This window comes from Streptomyces sp. CB01373 (genome assembly GCF_002803075.1).
Taxonomy (GTDB): domain Bacteria; phylum Actinomycetota; class Actinomycetes; order Streptomycetales; family Streptomycetaceae; genus Streptomyces.
This window is the reverse complement of sequence record NZ_NNBK01000002.1, coordinates 260692-276736: the sequence shown is the minus strand read 5'-3', so window position 1 is coordinate 276736 and position 16045 is coordinate 260692. Positions and strand designations below refer to the sequence as shown.

Here is a 16045-nt window from a genome sequence, read left to right as displayed (position 1 = left end):
AAGGGGTGTGGCGATGGACTCCGCGGGCGGCCCGGCCCGCCTCGCCCGATGATGTGGGCAGGCCTGGGAGATGCGCGGGGGAACATGGTGCGTAGGAAGAGGGAGATGCGCCGGCTCGCCGACGCGCTCATCGACCCGATCCAGGTGCCCGTGCCCGCCGACCCGGAGGTGCTGCTGGCCGCGCTCGTCGACTCCGTCAGCGCCTGGCGGGGCCGCCGGGTCGTCGTCCGGCGGGAGGTGTTCCCGCCGCACACCGCCAGCGGGCTGTGGCTGGAGGGCGAGACGCAGGACGTGGTCGTCGTCGACCAGCGGGCCGCCGTGTGGCACCAGATCGTGATCTTCTGCCACGAGGTGTGGCACATGAGCCGACGCCAGAGCGACGCGGACGCCGCCCCGGCCGCGGGACCGCCTCGGCCGGTCGCGGCGCGCACCGACTTCAGCCTCGCCGACGAGCAGGAGGCCGACCGGTTCGGCATGTTGATGGGCCGTCGGCTGCGGACCTGGCTGGAGGCGCCGGCGGACCCGGTCGGCGCGGAGGGCCCCGAGCACGGCCAGGACCTCGCCGGACGCATCGGGGCGGCCCTCAACTACCGGGGGATTCAGGGCGGATGAGTGGCCTGATCAACTACGTGAGCTGCGGTGTGCTGTGGCTGGGCCTGGCGGTGAAGGCGCCCGATCTGGCCCGTCACCGCAGCGATCCGTATCTGCGCGCGATCTGCGCGGTGCTGGGTCTGGCCGGCTTCTGCTTCCTGCTCGGGGCCCCGCCGACGGTCGGCGCGATCAACCGGCTCAGCGGTGTGCCCAACCTCGCCGCACCGCTGACGTACGCGTCGATCACCGCCTACAGCGCGGCCTCCCAGGTCCTCGTCGTCCACTGGCGGGGCGGCGAGCGCGTGCACCGGGTGGCCCGGTGCTGGATCGTGGCCTACACGCTGGTGCTCGTCGGCATCGCCGCCATGTTCGCGCTCGGTGAGGCGCCGGTGGAGCGGCGTACCGACCTGGACACCTACTACGCGACGACGCCGTTCCTCGCCGAGATGATCGTGCTGTACCTGGTGGGGCACCTCTGCGCCGTCAGCGTCACCGCGGTGTCCGCGCTGCGCTGGGCCCGCGAGGTGACCGGCTGGCTGCGGGCGGGTCTTGTGGTCCTGGGGGTGGGGTCGCTGTGCGGCGGCGGGTACAGCGTCACCAAGCTTGTCGCCGTGGTCGCCCGCTGGTGCGGGCGGGACTGGTCGGGGCTCAGCACGAACGTCTCTCCGGCCGCCGCCGGGCTGGGCGCGCTGCTGACGTCGGCGGGCATCCTGGTGCCGCTGGCGGGGCCCCGCCTCACCGAGTGGCGGCGGTCCCGGCTGGCGTTCGCGCGGCTGGAACCGCTGGAGCGCGAGCTGGACGACCTGCTCACCCGCCGCTGCCTGCGGCTGCCGCGGCCGCGCTGGGCCACGCCCACCACGCGGCTGATATGGCGCCAGACCAGCATCCACAACGCGCTGAGCTATCTGGACGCGTCCTTCGACCGGTCCCTGTACGAACGGACCCAGGAGGCGGTGCTGGGAGCGACCGGGGACGCCGAGCGCGCCGAGGCCGCCGCGTGGGCGGCGGTCATCGCCGCCGCCGTACGCGAACCCGGAGCGCCGCTGCCCGGCGAGGCGGACCGCCTGACCGTCCGGGTGCCGGGCCCGGCCGCCCTGGTCCGCGTCGCGGACGCCCTGTCCGCCCCTCCCCCCGCGACAACCCCCCGCATCCCCACCGGCCCAACCCCCACGAGCACCCCATGACAGCCGCGCCGGCGGCACAACCGCCGCCACAGGAACCCCCCACAACCGCGCCCATGTCCACGGCAGGGCGCTCGACGCCCCACCCTTCCGCCGCACCACGCACAGCCACCCGTACGGCCGCCGCCACGCGCCGTGGGCGGAGGTGGCCGGTGTGAGTCTTGTCGTCTATCTGGCGGCCGGGATCTTCGGGCTCTCCGCCACCGTGTTGTTGCGCCGGCCGCGGACCGCGGTACGGAATCCGCTGACCATGTCCACCTGCGCGGCGATCGTGCTCGGCTCGCTGGTGTTCGTCTGTTCGGCGCCGCTGACACTGGCCACCGTCAACGAGCTCACCGGCATCCCCAACTTCGGTGCCCCGCTGACCTACGGAATGCTCTCCGCGTACAGCTGCTCGCTGCTCATCCTGCTGATCAACTGGCGGGGCGGCCCGCGCGAGCGGGTGCGGCGGACGGTGCTGCGCAGCATCGCCGTCTACGCCCCGCTGATCGTCGCCATCGTCGTGCTGTTCGCGCTCGGCGACGCCCGCACCGAGCGGCTCACCGACCTGGACACCTACTACGCCAACACTCCGTATCTGCGCGAGATGATCCTGCTCTACCTGCTCGGGCACAGCGCCGCGACCCTGGCGGCGTGCGCGCTGTGCGTCAAGTGGAGCCGCGAGGTCACCGGGCTGCTGCGGGCGGGACTGCGGCTGATCCTGGCCGGCTCGGCGCTGGACGTTGCGGGCTTCCAGCTGACCAAGTACACGGCGGTCGCGGCCCGTTGGACAGGACACGACCTGGACGTGCTGTCCACGAAGGTCGCCCCGCCGATGGCCTCCCTCGCCGCACTCCTGTGCTCGGCGGGCTTCGTGCTGCCCAGGCTGCTCCCGGCGGCCCTCGCGCAGGCGCGCGGCCTGCGCGACCACCGGCGGCTGGGCCCGCTGTGGTCGAGGGTGCGGTTCGTGTCCACCGCGCCCAAGCCGCCGAGTTCGTGGTGGCAGTTGCCGCTGGCCCGCCTGCAGTGGCGCGAGGTGTCCATCCACGACGCGCTGCTGGGCCTCGCCCCGTACTTCGACGACGCGGTCCGCGAGCGGGCGCTGGCCGCCGCCCGGCGCGCGGGCCGCGACGCGCACCAGGCGCGGATCGCGGCGGAGGCGGCGATGCTCGCCGACGCCGCGCGCCGCGCCGCCGCCCGCGAGGAGCCGCTTCCGGCGCCGAGCGGCTACCGCCTCCACGCCACGGAGGTGTCCGGAACCAGCGGTCTGGTGGAACTGGCGCAGGCGCTGGTCCGTACACCCTCCGAAACCGCCTTGCGCGCGGGAACGGTGAGGACCACCCATGGCTGAGGCCATGGCCGACTCCGAGGAGCCCCATGCCCCGTAGAGCTGTCGTCATCGGTGCCGGACTGGCCGGCATGCTGGCCGCGGCGGTGCTGTCCGACATCGTGGACGACGTGGTCGTGGTGGACCGCGACGACCTGCCCGAGGGCCCGGAGCACCGCAGAGGCCTGCCGCAGGGGCGCCACGCCCATCTGCTCATGGCCGGCGGCCTGGCCGCCATGGAGGAGCTGATGCCGGGCGGGAGCATCCGGCGGCGTCTGCTGGCCGCGGGCGCCCGGGAGATACCGCTGGGCCACGGCATGGTGGCCCTGACCCCCGAGGGCTGGCTGCGGCGCTGGCGGCACGACGGCCCGCGAATGCTGAGCTGCACCCGCGCCCTGCTGGACTTCACGGTCCGCTCCACCGTCCTCGCCCACACCGGGACGGTGATCCGCAAGGCGCAGGCGGTCGGCCTGGTGGGCGACGCGCGGCGCGTACGCGGTGTGCGCGTCGCCACCCCCGCGGCGGAGGAGGTGCTGCCCGCGGACTTCGTGGTCGACGCGAGCGGGCGCGGGACCCGGGTGGTGACCTGGCTCGGGGAGCTCGGGATCTCCGGGGTGCGCGAACGCGGCGTGGACGCCGGGCTGGTCAACGCCACCCGCGTGTACCGCACGCCCGCCGGGGCCGAGCAGTTCCCGCTGACGATGGTGCAGGCCGACCCGTACGCGGGCCGCCCCGGCCGCAGCGGCATGGTCCTGCCGATCGAGGGCGACCGCTGGATGGTCAGCCTCGCCGGCTCGCGGGGCGGCGAACCGCCGGCGGACCCCGACGGGTTCCTGCGCTACGCCCTCGATCTGCCGTCCCCCGTCGTCGGCCGGCTCGTCTCCGGCGCCGAGCCCCTCACCGACGTGTACATCAGCCGCAGCACCAGCAACGCGCGCCGCTACCTGGAGAAGCTGCCGCGGTGGCCGGAGGGCTTCGTGGCGCTGGGCGACGCGGTGGCCACCTACAACCCGGCCTACGGGCAGGGCATGTCGGTGGCCGCGCTCGGCGCCCGGTTGCTGCGCGACGAACTGCGCCGCTCCGGCCCGGACGCGCCCGGTCTCGCGCGCCGGGTGCAGCGCGGCGCCGCCCGGCCGGTCGACGCGGCCTGGGCGGCCGCGGTCGGCCAGGACGTCTGGTACCCGGACAGCCGCGGCGCCCGGCCCAAAGCCGCCGACCGCCTGGTCACCGCCTACAGCCGCCGTCTGACGCGGGCGGCCACCGGCTCCTACCGCGCGGCGGCCGCCCTCTGGGAGGTCACCAGCCTCCGCAGCGGCCCGGAGCGCCTCCTCCGCCCCGACACCCTCCTCGACGTCCTGAACGGCCCTCTGCTCCCGCCGTTGTCGGGCCCGCCGCTGACCCCGGCCGAACGCAAGATCCTTCAGGAGCTGGACCGGACGAACGCCTGACCCGGCCCCCGGGGCACGCAGGAGTCAGCCCGCGAAGGCGGGCTGGGGCAGGCCCCGCCCCGCGTCGGGGACGACGAGGAGTGAGCCCGCCAGGGGGTGGGGGGCGGCCAGGCCCGTACGGGCCGTGGTGACGTAGAGGTCGGTCAGGCCGGGGCCGGCGAAGGCGCAGGCGGTGGGGCGGGAGATGGGGAGGGCGAGCACGCGGTCCAGAGTGCCGTCGGGGGTGTAGCGGCGGATCGCGCCGCCGTCCCACAGGGCCACCCAGACACAGCCGTCGGCGTCGACCGCGAGGCCGTCCGGGAAGCCGGCGCCCTGCTCCACCTGGGCCAACGGCCGCCTGCCCGTGATCCGTCGGCCGTCGAAGTCGAAGACGTCGACACGGCGGGTCGGCGAGTCGACGTAGTACATCAGGCGGCCGTCGGGGCTCCAGGCGGTGCCGTTGCTCACCGCCACGGCGGGCAGCACCACCTCGGCCGTGCCGTCGCCGGTGAGGCGGGACAGGGTGCCGCCTCCCGGCGCCTCGTCGTAGCGCATGGTGCCGGCCCACAGGGAGCCGTCGGGTGCCACGGCGGCGTCGTTGGCGCGCCGGCCGGGAGCCGGGTCGTGGTGCAGCCAGCGGAAGGCGTCGTCGGGGTCCAGCAGACCCACACCGTCCCGGAGGTTGAGCACGAGCCCGCCGCCCGCGCGGGGTTTCGCCGCGCCCACGTGCTGCTCGGTCGTACGGACCGTGCACCGGCCCGAGGAGGGGTCGTAGGCGTGCACACGGGAGGAGAGGATGTCGACCCAGAGCAGCCGCCCGGCCGCCGGGTCCCAGGTCGGGCCCTCGCCCAGCTCCGCCCGCGCGTGGACGGCGACCTCGTACCCCGTCATGCCGCGCCCCGGTGGCCGAGCCGCTCGGACAGCCCGGCAGCGCCCTGCGCGACGAGCCGCTCCAGCTCCGCCCGCCGCTCCTCGCTCCAGCGGATCATGGGCACCGAGATGGACAGGGCCGCGACCACCTGCCCGGTACGGTCGCGCACCGGCGCGGCCACACAACTGACGTCCGGGTTGGACTCGCGGCTCTCCACCGCCACGCCCCGCCGCCGGACCTCGCCCAGGGTCTCGCGCAGCGTGGCCGGGTCGGTGATGCTGTGCGGCGTCATCGCGACCAGTTCGGCGTCGTCCGGGATGCGCGCGCCGAGCTCCGCCTCGGGCAGGGAGGCGAGCAGCATCTTGCCGACCGAGGTGCAGTGCGCCGGGAGGCGGCGGCCGGCCGCGGAGACCATGCGCACCGCGTGCGTGGAGTCCACCTTGGCGATGTAGATGACGTCGGTGTCCTCCAGGATCGCCACGTGCACGGTCTCGTCGCAGGTCTCCGCGACCGAGCGGGCGACCGACTGGCCCTCGGCGGCGAGATCCAGCTGCTCCGCGTAGCGGCTGCCGAGCTGATACGGGCGTACGCCCAGCCGGTAGCGTCCGGGCTGCCCGGTCACGGGGACGATGTACTGGCGGGCTGCGAGCGTGGTGACCAGCTCGTGCACCGTGGTGCGTGGCAGTCCCAGCCCGCGCACGATGTCGGGGGCGGAGAGCGTCCCGTCCCCGTCGAGGAAGAGCTCGAGTATGTCCAGAGCCCGGGTCACGGCAGGTACGAGGCGTCCCACGACCGGCCCCCTCCCTTGATATGCGCCTGATATGCGCCTGTGCGATCCATGCCTGTTCGAAATTTCAACAGGCGGTCGGCATGACGAACACAGGCTAGTCAGAGCGGAATGCGCAGGCAATGGGCGGAAGGGCCGGGCGAGGCCGGGTGGGCGACGATGGACCGCATGACCACGCCCTCCGGACAGCGCCCCGCCTTCACCCCGCTGGACTTCCAGCTCGTGCTGCTGCGCCGCATGGCCGACCACAACCCGGAGCTGGTGGAGGACGCCCGCCGTACGCTGGGCGTCTCCCGCGAACAGATGCGCGAGGCCAACAAGCACTGGCAGGCGATGGCCCGCTCGCCACGGGCCCGCTCGGCCGCGTCCCGCTACCGCTCGGTCCTCGGCGAGCCCGAGTCGACGACCGCCCGCCGCATCGGCGATCTGGACTGCGAGGCGCGTACGTGGCCCGTCCCGCTCTGGCCCGACCTGCGCCTGGAGGTACTGGTCGCCCCGGACGGCCGGGTCTGGAACGAGTGGCTGGTGCGCGCCCCGGGCGCCGAGGGGCCCGGCCTGCGGACCGTGGCCGATCTGACCCCCTGGTCCTGCACGGTCGACGAGGCCGCCCGCGCCTTCGCCCCGGCCCGGCCCCTGGAGGGCACCGCCCCGACCCGCTGGGGCCTGGCGTTCCGGGCCCCGGACGGGGAGGGCGTCCCCCGGGAGGTCGAGGCCGAGTTCACCTGGGGCCTGCTGCAGCGCACGCGCGTGAGCGAATAGCGGCTCAGCCCGCCGCGGCGGCCAGGATCGCCTCCGTCACCGCCGCCACCGACTTTGGGTGCAGCCGGAGGAACAGGTTCGGCTCTACCAGCTCCAGCTCCATGAGCCGGGGTTCGCCGTCCTCCCCGTCCACCAGGTCGACCCGGGCGAAGAGAAGCTCGGGAGCGCCGGGCACGGCTGCCAACGCGCTTTCGGCGACGGCGAGTTCGGCAGGGGTCGGGATCCAGGGCGCGATGCCCGGGTGGGCCACCTTGCGCTCGTCGTAGGCGATGCCGGGGGCGAGGACGGCACCCTTGCGGCCCGCGTGCAGCAGGCGTCCGCCGAGGAACTGGAGCGCACGCTCCCCGCCCGCGTCGATGCGCCGCATGTACGGCTGCACCATGGCCGTGAGCCCCTCGGCGTGCATCCGCGCGAGCTGCCGTACGGCGGTGTCACGCTCGTCGGGCGTGTACCGGGCGGCGAACCGCGCGCCGGCCCCGGACGCCGGCTTGATCACGAATTCGTGGTCGACGGGCAGGTCGACCGGGTCTCCGGGAGCCACGTACCGGGTCGGCACGACGGGCACCCCGGCCGCCCCGAGCTGCCCGAGGTACCGCTTGTCGACGTTCCACCGCACGACCTCGACGGGATTGGCCAGCCGTGTGGCCTTCGCGCACCGCTCGGCCCATTCCGTGAACTCCGCCACCCGCCAGCTGTAGTCCCAGGTCGACCGGATCACGGCGAGATCGAACCCGCCCCAGTCGGCCCCCGGGTCGTCCCACGCCACGGCCCGGGCCTCGGCCCCGGCCTGCTCCAGCGCCTCCACCAGCACCGGAAGGTCCCGGTCGGCGCTGATACCGGGCGCGGGCCGGCAGGTGACGAGCGCGATGCGGGGCACGGCTGCCTCCATCCTGGTGGATCCTCGTGGATCCCCGTACAGGGCTGCGAACAGTGACGGGCCACGCAGGCTAACAACCGCCCGCGCCGGCGCGTACGGTCGCCCCTGGTGCAGGAACCTCAGTCGCCGGCCCCCGGCCGGCCCGTACGAGAGTCGCAAGGAGTCCCCCACGTGTCCTCCCTCTTCCCCGCCCTGACGAAGGATCCCGGTGAGCGGCCCGCGCTGCGGTTCGGTGACCGGTCGCTGACGTACGCGGAACTCGCGGCGGCGGCCGGGGCCGTGGCCGCCCGGGTGCGTGGCAGGTCGCGGGTCGCGGTGTGGGCGACTCCGGGGCTGGAGACGGCCGTCGGGGTCGTGGGCACGCTGCTGGCCGGGGTCGCCGCCGTACCGCTCAACCCGAGGTCGGGCGAGAAGGAGCTCGGGCACATCCTCACCGACAGCGCGCCGCCCGTGGTGATCGCCGCGCCGGGGGACGAACTGCCCGCCGCGCTCGCGGGGTTGGAGCGGCTCGATGTGGATGTGCGGGACGTGGGGCGCGTTCCCGAGGACGGGGCCGGCGAGGGCGACCCGGCCCTCGTCGTCTACACCTCCGGTACGACCGGTCCGCCCAAGGGCGCCGTCCTGCCCCGCCGGGCGCTCGCCGCCACCCTGGACGCGCTGGCCGACGCGTGGCAGTGGACGGGTGACGACGTGCTGGTGCACGGGCTGCCGCTGTTCCATGTGCACGGACTGGTGCTGGGCGTCCTCGGGCCGCTGCGGCGCGGCGGGGAGGTACGGCACCTGGGGCGGTTCACGACGGACGGCGTGGCACGCGAGCTGAACGGCGGGGCGACCATGCTGTTCGGCGTGCCGACGATGCACCACCGGATCGCCGAGGCGCTGCCCGGCGACCCGGAGCTGGCGAAGGCCCTCGGCGGGGCCCGGCTGCTGGTCTCCGGGTCGGCCGCCCTGCCCGTGCACGACCACGAGCGGATCACGGCCGCGACCGGACGGCGGGTGATCGAGCGGTACGGGATGACCGAGACGCTGATGCTGTGCTCGCCCCGGTGGACACCCCCGGACCCCCGGCCCAGCGTGCGGGCCGACGGCGAGTCCCGCGCCGGGACGGTCGGGGTGCCGCTGCCCGGCGTCGAGTTGCGGCTCGTGGAGGAGGACGGTACGGAGATCGCGGCGTACGACGGGGAGACGGTCGGCGAGATCCAGGTGCGCGGGCCGAACCTGTTCACCGAGTACCTCAACCGGCCCGACGCGACGGCCGCCGCGTTCACCGCCGACGGCTTCTTCCGCACCGGCGACATGGCGGTGCGCGACCCCGACGGGCAGGTCCGCATCGTCGGCCGCAAGGCCACCGACCTGATCAAGAGCGGCGGTTACAAGATCGGCGCGGGCGAGATCGAGAACGCGCTCCTGGAGCACCCGGAGGTACGCGAGGCCGCCGTCACCGGGGAGCCCGACGACGATCTCGGTGAGCGGATCGTCGCCTGGATCGTCCCGGCCGATCCGCACCTCCCGCCGGGTTCCGAGGAGTTGGCCGATCACGTGGCCCGGCGCCTCGCCCCGCACAAGCGGCCCCGCATCGTCCGGTTCCTCGACGCCCTGCCCCGCAACGACATGGGGAAGATCATGAAGCGGGCGCTGCCCCGGGGCTGAACGGCGGCCCGCGAAGGCCCAGTCCCCCGCCGACCCCTCGCGGGCCCAACCCGCGGCGGGGGCCGGTCATCTGTCCTGGTGCGCCGCTCCTTACGCGCGGCGCGCCGGAATGCACCCGTCCAGCGGCGACCCGCCCGGCCCCCTTGAACAGGCGCCCGCCGTGCCGCCCGAGCACGATGCCAGGGAGGCCTCCTTCCGGTGGCCGCCACGGTCCGCGCTCTCAGGAGGCTCCGCCATGCCCGCCACTCTGGAGCAGTTGCGCCGCTGCCACTTCGCCGTCGATTTGGGAGCGGCCCGGACCCGTGTCTACGTCAAGGGCCCGGGGCTCGTCGTCGACCAGCCCTCCGTCGCGGCCGTGAACACCCGTAACGGGGCCCTGATCGCGGTCGGGGAGTTCGCGGAGAGGATGACGGGCCGCACCCCCGCGTACATCAGGGTCGTCCGCCCGGTCTCCGGCGGTACGGTCGTCGACATCGAGATGGCGCAGCGCATGCTGCGGCACCTGCTCGGCGACGGGATGCGCCGTACCCTGCGCCGCAAGGCGGCCCGGCTGCGGGCCGCCGCCTGCACCCCGCACGACGCCGATCCGCTCGCCCAGCGGGCCACGATCGAGACGCTCGTCGGGCTCGGCGCGCGCCGGGTGGAACTCGTCGACACGCTCATCGCCGCCGCCGTCGGCTGCGGGCTGCCCGTGGAGCGGGCCGAGGCCACCATGATCATGGTGTGCGGGGCCGCGGCCACCCAGGTGGCCGTCCTCTCGCTCGGCTCGATCGTCACCGCCGAGCGCATTCCCGTCGGCGGGGAGGCCGTTGACCAGGCGATCGTGCAACACCTGCGCCTGACTCACGCGTTGACGCTGCCCAGCCAGTCCCTGCGGCCGCTCCAGATCGCCCTGTCCGGCAACGGGATCACCCCGTCGGGCCCGGCGTCCACCGAGATCCACGGACGGGACGTGGCCACCGGGCTGGCCCGGTCCGTGCGGATCGACACCGCCGCCGTACGGGAGGCAATCCGGACGCCGCTGACCGCCGTCCTCGACGGCATCTACAGGGTGCTGCGCGTGTGCCCGCCGGATCTGGTGGCCGACCTCGCCGACCGCGGGATCATGATGGTCGGCGGTTCCGCGCTGCTGCCGGGCCTGGACCTGATGCTGCGCGAGGCGACCGGCATGCCGGTCCACATCGCCGAACGCCCCGACATGTGCGCGATCCAGGGCCTGGGCGCGATGCTGGAGGGCGAGATCGAGCCGATGGTCCTCAACCCACTGGGCGCGTAACCGCGTTGTCCGCCCGACGCGCCGGCACCCGGACGCCGTCAGCCCACGCGGCCGTCAACCCGCCTCATTCGCGGGCGCGCTGAGACACCGCGTGGTCAGTTGGCGAACCAGCAGCGGACGGTGGTGCCCTCCTCGCCCGTGTGCACACGGACCAGGTCGGCGACGAGGTTGACCAGCAGCAGTCCGCGGCCGCCGCGCTGCTCGCGGGGGGCGGGGCGGCGGCCGGCCAGCGGATCGTCGAGGCGGCCCTTGTCCCGCACCTCGCACAGCACGCACCCGTCCTGCGCCCACACCCGCAGCTCGCCCGAACCGCCCGCGTGCACCACGCTGTTGGTGGTCAGCTCGGCCACGGCCAGGGCCAGGTCCTCGAGCCGGGTGGCGGCGGGCCCCAGCCGTGCGCCCTCGGCGACGGCGACGTGCCGGACCTGCGACAGCGTGCCCGCCGTGAAGAAGAACGACAACGCGTCCGGCACCGGCGGCAGGGGCTCGTTGTACCGGGCGACGATCTGCTCGGGGGCGTAGGCGGCGCTCTCCCGCTGCGCGGCGGCACCGGAGGGAATGACTTCGGGGTGGGTGGCGTACGCGTCGGCGAGGGCCCGCCCGTCGAGCCGGGCGGCGTCGTACGGGCACAGGATGGTGACCTCCCGCCCCTCGAAGGCCGGGTTGATCAGCGCCTCGTGCTGGGCGCAGGCCGGGTACTCGACGGGCGTACGGCCGGCCCAGACCGGCTCGCCGACGATCCGCACCCGGCGCCCGGGCGGCTGGGCGTCGGCGAAGGCACGCAGCACCGCCGGGATGATCCGGCCGGGGTTGCGCCCGACCTCGCGCATGTCGAGCAGCCGTACGGACCCGGCGTCGGCGCCGAGGCCGGCCTCGATCAGCCGGAGGTTGTCACCGGGGACGGCCACCGCGACCGGCTCACCGGCCTCGAGTCCCTCACGTACGAAGGGCACGGTGCCCCTGAGGTACTCCCGCTCGTCCCTGTAGAACAGGGCGGGGTGGCCGAAGGGTTCCGCGGTCGCGGTCATGACGTCGACACCTCCGTCCCCGGCAGCGCGGGCCAGGACATCTCCGTTGCCGCCGGACGCGAGGCCCGTTGTCCTCCGTCCGTCCGGCACCTACGCCTTACGCGTACCCACTGCTCTCCCGGCAAGGCCCGTCGATCCGTGGGCGCGGCTCGTGACGCGGTCCGGCTCCGGCGGCGCGGGCCGCTCCCGTCCTCCCGGCGCCCGGGCCCGTCCCTCCGTGCACCCGGGAAGGCCCGTTCCCGGCCGTGTGTGGTCCCGCGGTGAGCGGGCAGGCGCAGGACAGCACCGCCGGGGTTCCGTGGCGCCGCGGCGCCGCGGCGCGCGTCCGGGCGCGGACCGGCGGGGACGGGGAGACGCGACGTCGCGAGGACGCGTGAGGACTGCCGAGGACGGACGAGAACGGACGAGGCGGGAGATGGCCGCAGCGGCACCACGAGCCCATGTACGACGGCGGAGCACCCCGGCCGGCACGCTCACCGTCGACGTCCGCACGGACCCGGTGGCCGACCGGGCGTCGCTCACCGCGCGCGGTGAACTGGTCCACGGCTGCGCGGAGGCCCTGGCCCAGGCGCCGGCCGAGCTGCCGCCGGACATCGGCCGGGTCGACCTGGACGTGTCCGGGGTGACGTTCATGGACACCGCCGGGCTGGAACTCCTGCACACCCTCGGCGACCGCGGCCGGCGCCCGCCGCTCCGGGTGACCGCGTCCGGCTGCACGGGACAGCCGCGCCGCGTCCTGGAGCTGACCGGCCTGGACACCGCGGACGCGCCGCGGCCGTCGGCCGGCGTGGATCCGGAGGCGCCCGCGGCGCAGGGCACCTCCGCGGTGGCCCTGGAACGGACGGAGCGGCTGCGCCGGCTTCAGACGGAGGTCGACCAGCTCCGCCGGGCCATGTCGTCCCGCCCGGTGATCGACCAGGCCCGCGGCGTCCTGATGGCCACCCACGCGTGCACCGCGGAGCAGGCCTGGGACATCCTCCGGGAGGCCTCCCAGCGGTCCAACACCAAGCTGCACACGGTGGCCGCCGCGATCATCGCCGGTGCCCGCTACGACGGCCCCGCACCGCCCCAGGAGATCCGCACGGCCCTGCGCACGGCGCTCGCCCGGCACACCGGCCCCGGCCCGGACACCCCGCGGCGCGAAGACGGCCCGGACACTCCGCCGCACGAAGACGGTCCGGACACCCCGCGGGCACGGTGTCGGACCGGCCACCGGGGTACCCGAAAGGCGGACGAGTCACCTGCCCCGTCCACAGGAGTCACCCCTCCGCAGGAGCCACCACCATGAGAGAGCACACCCCTTCCCAGGCCGAGGGCGAACGCGACGACGAGGGCACGCAGCGCGCCGCAGGACCGCCGGATACGCCGTACCCGACCCCTTCCCAGGCCGAGGGCGACCGCGACGATCTGCCGGAGACCGCCGACCCCGCCGACGACCGTTCCTGAGCGGCGCGTCAGTAGCCCGTCCGCGCGAGCCGTTGCTCCGGCCGAGTGCAAAACGGGCCAACACGCGCCGATGGCCCCCGGATCCACTTCCGGGGGCCACAGACTGGCTGGGAATGACCGGCGTAACCGCTGGTCACATCGATTCTGCGCGGGTAGCGCCTGGTGGGGCGGGTGGGACTCGAACCCACGGCCGACGGATTATGAGTCCGCTGCTCTAACCGGCTGAGCTACCGCCCCGTTGCGGCGCGTCGCGTACATGTGTGCGCGCCGTCTGCCGCAGCATAGCCGCTCATACGATCTCCTGCTTCGGATGGTCGTCTTCCGCGGCCGTTCACGACCTCAAGGACTTCACCGCGGCCGCGGCGGTTCCCCAAGGGCATGAAACCGGACATGAAAAAGGACCCCGGAGGGTCCTCGTTCAACATGCTCCCCCGACTGGACTCGAACCAGTAACCTGCCGGTTAACAGCCGGCTGCTCTGCCAATTGAGCTACGGAGGACCGAGCTCCCCCGACTGGACTCGAACCAGTAACCTGCCGGTTAACAGCCGGCTGCTCTGCCAATTGAGCTACGGAGGAATGCCTCGTTGCATCGAACGCACCTACCCGGGTATTCGCCAGGGGGCGCGCGCTCGCTGCGACACATACATTAGCGCAAGCAGGGGGGTGCTCCGCCAATCGGTTCCCCCGGCTGTGACCTCTAGGCAAGGGAAGGGTGGCCGCCATGCGTTACCGGCTCACGTTCATCGCAGGGATCGCCGTGGGTTACGTGCTGGGCACGAGGGCCGGACGTGAACGCTACGAGCAGCTGAAGAAGTCCGCGGGCCGGATCGCCCAGAACCCCGCCGTGCGCAACACCGCCGAGACCGCGGCGCAGCAGGGCCGGCAGTTCGCGGACCGGGCCTACCACACGGTCAGCGAGAAGGTCGGCGACCGCATTCCCGAGTCGGTCGCCCAGCGGGTGCGCTCCCTGCGCGCCCACTCCAACGGCAGCGGCGAGGACGACTGGGGCACCAGCAACACGTGACCGGCCCGCCCCGGCGGCACCGGGCGTGTCCCTTGCGGCGCCGGGGCGGCCGCGGCCCGAGCAAGGGCGGCGGTACGGCAGAATTTTGGCCATGGGGATAGTCGCCGGGTTGGACAGTTCGCCCGATTTCACTCGTATCGTCGTTTGTGACGCGGACACGGGGTCCGTACTCAGGCAGGGATATGCGCCGCATCCGGTGGAGACGCCGGAGGGCGGCGGGCGTTCCGCCGACGTCGATCCGCAGGCCTGGCTGCTGTCCCTCGGGGAGGCCGCGGGCGGCGGGCTCCTGGAGGGTGTGCAGGCGATCGGCGTCTCCGCGCAGCAGAACGCGCTGGTTCCGATCGACGCCCAGGGTGCCACCGTGCGGCCCGCGATGGTCGGCGGCGACCGGCGGGCGCAGGTCGCGGCGGCCGACCTGATCGACGCGCTGGGCGGCCGCGAGGTCTGGGCGCAGTCGGTCGGCTGCGTGCCGCAGGCCCCGCTGCCGGTGACCAAGCTGCGCTGGTTCGCCAAGAGCGAGCCCGAGGCCGCCCAGCGCACCGCGCTCCTGCTCCAGGCGCACGACTGGCTGGTGTGGCAGTTGCTGGGACGGCCGATGCGCCGCACCACCGACCGCGGCGGCGCCTCCGGCACCGGCTACTGGTCCGCCGCCACCGGCACCTACCGGCCCGACCTGGTCGAGCTGGCACTCGGCCGGCAGGCCGCGCTGCCCGAGGTGATCGGTCCCGCCGAGGCGGCCGGCACCACCCCGGAGGGGCTGCTGATCTCGGCCGGGACCGGGGAGACCATGGCCGCCGCCTTCGGCCTGGGGCTGGGTCTGGGCGACGCGGTCGTCTCCCTCGGCGCCTCCGGTTCGGTGATGGCCGTTCACCGTGAGGCGCTCGTCGACCCGACGGGGATGATCACCTCGCTCGCCGACGCCACCGGCATGCACCTGCCGGTCGTGACCACGCTGAACGCGGTGCGGGCGCTGCGCGGCACCGCCGAACTGCTGGGCATGCCCGACCTGGAGGGTCTGTCGGACCTGGCGATGAAGTCGACGCCGGGCTCGCACGGACTCGTGATGCTGCCCTATCTGGAGGGCGAGCGGACACCCAATCTGCCGCACACCGCCGGGATGCTCGCCGGGCTCCGGCGGGAGTCGATGAAGCCGGAGCATGTGGCGCGGGCCGCGTTCGAGGGGATGCTGTGCGGGCTCGCGGACGCGCTCGACGTGCTGCGCGGCCGGGGTGTGGAGGTGCGCCGGGTCTTCCTGCTCGGCCCCGCCGCCGAGCTGCCCGCCGTACAGGCCGTCGCACCGGCGGTGTTCGGCGCGCAGGTCGTCGTACCGCAGCCGGCCGACTACGCCGCGATCGGCGCCGCCCGGCAGGCCGCCTGGGCGCTCGGCGCCTCTCAGGGCACCCTCGATCCGCGCACCCCGCCGGCCTGGCAGGGCGCGGTGGCCCAGGTCCTGGAGCCCGGCGAGGATCTGGCGGTGGGCCAGGCGGTGCGCCAGCAGTACGTGTCGGTACGTGAGCAGGTTCACCCGGGGGCCTTCGCGGGGTGACACCCCGTCCCCCGATCCCTTTCACTCCACAGGCCCTTTCGGGCTTATCGGACATAAGGGTTCATTCCGAGGGCCGCAACGACCACCCACACGGGGGCGTTCAGGACATAACGGTTCACTCGTGCGATGGATCGCGGACGCGAGGTCAAGGGCCGACCAGGGCTCGGCCCTTGACCCGCGGGCGGATTAATCGGTTGAGGTAACGCGGGTGGAGTGTTCGACGATAGGTGCCAGGGGACATCGACCGCCCCCACCGCCGACTGCGAGAGACCCAG

At 74.2% G+C, this 16045-nt stretch carries 15 protein-coding genes and 3 tRNA genes; 11 read left to right on the top strand and 7 right to left on the bottom strand.

The window, feature by feature from the left end; all coding sequences use genetic code 11:
* The first annotated feature begins 87 nt into the window (after positions 1-87).
* From CG719_RS03525 to CG719_RS03510, 4 genes are all read left to right on the top strand, one after another.
* Positions 88-612 (top strand): toxin, encoded by a 525-nt coding sequence (locus CG719_RS03525; RefSeq protein ID WP_199836514.1) that lies wholly within the window; start codon positions 88-90, stop codon positions 610-612.
* On the top strand, positions 609-1775 hold the full coding sequence (locus CG719_RS03520) for an MAB_1171c family putative transporter (RefSeq protein ID WP_100566967.1): 1167 nt from the start codon (positions 609-611) through the stop codon (positions 1773-1775). Before CG719_RS03525 ends, CG719_RS03520 begins: the two co-directional genes overlap by 4 nt.
* 151 nt (positions 1776-1926) lie before the next feature.
* Complete coding sequence (locus CG719_RS03515; RefSeq protein ID WP_100566966.1) at positions 1927-3102, top strand: MAB_1171c family putative transporter; 1176 nt, start codon at positions 1927-1929, stop codon at positions 3100-3102.
* A gap of 26 nt (positions 3103-3128) precedes the next feature.
* Positions 3129-4526 (top strand): pyridine nucleotide-disulfide oxidoreductase, encoded by a 1398-nt coding sequence (locus CG719_RS03510; protein ID WP_100566965.1) that lies wholly within the window; start codon positions 3129-3131, stop codon positions 4524-4526.
* A gap of 24 nt (positions 4527-4550) precedes the next feature.
* Here the strand turns inward: CG719_RS03510 and CG719_RS03505 are convergent, their stop codons facing one another.
* Both CG719_RS03505 and CG719_RS03500 read right to left on the bottom strand, forming a co-directional pair.
* Positions 4551-5396 carry an SMP-30/gluconolactonase/LRE family protein gene (locus tag CG719_RS03505; RefSeq protein WP_100566964.1) on the bottom strand — a complete coding sequence of 282 codons (846 nt, stop codon included), beginning with the start codon at positions 5394-5396 and terminating at the stop codon, positions 4551-4553.
* Positions 5393-6166 (bottom strand): IclR family transcriptional regulator, encoded by a 774-nt coding sequence (locus tag CG719_RS03500; protein ID WP_100566963.1) that lies wholly within the window; start codon positions 6164-6166, stop codon positions 5393-5395. The genes CG719_RS03505 and CG719_RS03500 overlap by 4 nt, the downstream gene beginning before the upstream one ends.
* A 165-nt stretch (positions 6167-6331) precedes the next feature.
* Between CG719_RS03500 and CG719_RS03495 the strand changes: the two genes are divergently transcribed.
* Positions 6332-6922, top strand: coding sequence for a hypothetical protein (locus tag CG719_RS03495; RefSeq protein ID WP_100567189.1), 591 nt, complete (start codon positions 6332-6334; stop codon positions 6920-6922).
* Between the two features lie 4 nt (positions 6923-6926).
* On the opposite strand, the gene CG719_RS03490 is transcribed toward CG719_RS03495, so the two are convergent.
* The gene (locus CG719_RS03490) at positions 6927-7799 is read right to left on the bottom strand and encodes an ATP-grasp domain-containing protein (RefSeq protein WP_100567188.1); all 873 of its coding nucleotides are present in this window, start codon (positions 7797-7799) and stop codon (positions 6927-6929) included.
* A 171-nt stretch (positions 7800-7970) separates the two neighbouring features.
* Here CG719_RS03490 and CG719_RS03485 point away from each other — a divergent pair, with 171 nt between their 5' ends.
* Together CG719_RS03485 and CG719_RS03480 are read left to right on the top strand one after the other, a co-directional pair.
* Positions 7971-9449 (top strand): acyl-CoA synthetase, encoded by a 1479-nt coding sequence (locus CG719_RS03485; RefSeq protein ID WP_100566962.1) that lies wholly within the window; start codon positions 7971-7973, stop codon positions 9447-9449.
* Positions 9450-9684: 235 nt separating this feature from the next.
* A complete protein-coding gene (locus tag CG719_RS03480; protein WP_100566961.1) occupies positions 9685-10725 on the top strand; it encodes a rod shape-determining protein in 1041 nt (346 codons plus the stop codon).
* A 95-nt stretch (positions 10726-10820) separates the two neighbouring features.
* Here CG719_RS03480 and CG719_RS03475 read toward each other — a convergent pair whose 3' ends face one another.
* Positions 10821-11753: an anti-sigma factor RsbA family regulatory protein gene (locus tag CG719_RS03475; RefSeq protein ID WP_100566960.1), complete on the bottom strand. Its 933-nt coding sequence runs from the start codon at positions 11751-11753 to the stop codon at positions 10821-10823.
* 415 nt (positions 11754-12168) lie between these two features.
* On the opposite strand from CG719_RS03475, the gene CG719_RS03470 reads away from it, so the two are divergent.
* Positions 12169-13041: an ANTAR domain-containing response regulator gene (locus tag CG719_RS03470; protein ID WP_100566959.1), complete on the top strand. Its 873-nt coding sequence runs from the start codon at positions 12169-12171 to the stop codon at positions 13039-13041.
* The gene (locus CG719_RS35720) at positions 13038-13199 is read left to right on the top strand and encodes a hypothetical protein (protein ID WP_199836493.1); all 162 of its coding nucleotides are present in this window, start codon (positions 13038-13040) and stop codon (positions 13197-13199) included. The genes CG719_RS03470 and CG719_RS35720 overlap by 4 nt, the downstream gene beginning before the upstream one ends.
* Positions 13200-13359: 160 nt before the next feature.
* Here the strand turns inward: CG719_RS35720 and CG719_RS03465 are convergent.
* From CG719_RS03465 to CG719_RS03455, 3 genes are all read right to left on the bottom strand, one after another.
* Positions 13360-13436, bottom strand: a tRNA-Ile gene (locus tag CG719_RS03465).
* Between the two features lie 189 nt (positions 13437-13625).
* A tRNA-Asn gene (locus tag CG719_RS03460) sits at positions 13626-13698 on the bottom strand.
* A gap of 5 nt (positions 13699-13703) precedes the next feature.
* A tRNA-Asn gene (locus CG719_RS03455) sits at positions 13704-13776 on the bottom strand.
* Positions 13777-13921: 145 nt separating this feature from the next.
* On the opposite strand from CG719_RS03455, the gene CG719_RS03450 reads away from it, so the two are divergent.
* Positions 13922-14224, top strand: coding sequence for a hypothetical protein (locus CG719_RS03450; RefSeq protein WP_100566958.1), 303 nt, complete (start codon positions 13922-13924; stop codon positions 14222-14224).
* Positions 14225-14315: 91 nt separating this feature from the next.
* Positions 14316-15770, top strand: a complete 1455-nt coding sequence (locus tag CG719_RS03445) for an FGGY family carbohydrate kinase (RefSeq protein WP_100566957.1) — start codon at positions 14316-14318, stop codon at positions 15768-15770.
* Positions 15771-16045 lie beyond the last annotated feature (275 nt).

Excerpts from the sequence above, each read along its gene's own strand:
- CG719_RS03450 (WP_100566958.1), top strand. The coding sequence starts at position 13,922 with ATGCGTTACCGGCTCACGTTCATCGCAGGGATCGCCGTGGGTTACGTG.
- CG719_RS03495 (WP_100567189.1), top strand. The coding sequence starts at position 6,332 with ATGACCACGCCCTCCGGACAGCGCCCCGCCTTCACCCCGCTGGACTTC.
- CG719_RS03480 (WP_100566961.1), top strand. The coding sequence starts at position 9,685 with ATGCCCGCCACTCTGGAGCAGTTGCGCCGCTGCCACTTCGCCGTCGAT.
- CG719_RS03520 (WP_100566967.1), top strand. The coding sequence starts at position 609 with ATGAGTGGCCTGATCAACTACGTGAGCTGCGGTGTGCTGTGGCTGGGC.
- CG719_RS03505 (WP_100566964.1), bottom strand. The coding sequence starts at position 5,396 with ATGACGGGGTACGAGGTCGCCGTCCACGCGCGGGCGGAGCTGGGCGAG.
- CG719_RS03445 (WP_100566957.1), top strand. The coding sequence starts at position 14,316 with ATGGGGATAGTCGCCGGGTTGGACAGTTCGCCCGATTTCACTCGTATC.
- CG719_RS03475 (WP_100566960.1), bottom strand. The coding sequence starts at position 11,753 with ATGACCGCGACCGCGGAACCCTTCGGCCACCCCGCCCTGTTCTACAGG.
- CG719_RS03510 (WP_100566965.1), top strand. The coding sequence starts at position 3,129 with ATGCCCCGTAGAGCTGTCGTCATCGGTGCCGGACTGGCCGGCATGCTG.
- CG719_RS03470 (WP_100566959.1), top strand. The coding sequence starts at position 12,169 with ATGGCCGCAGCGGCACCACGAGCCCATGTACGACGGCGGAGCACCCCG.
- CG719_RS35720 (WP_199836493.1), top strand. The coding sequence starts at position 13,038 with ATGAGAGAGCACACCCCTTCCCAGGCCGAGGGCGAACGCGACGACGAG.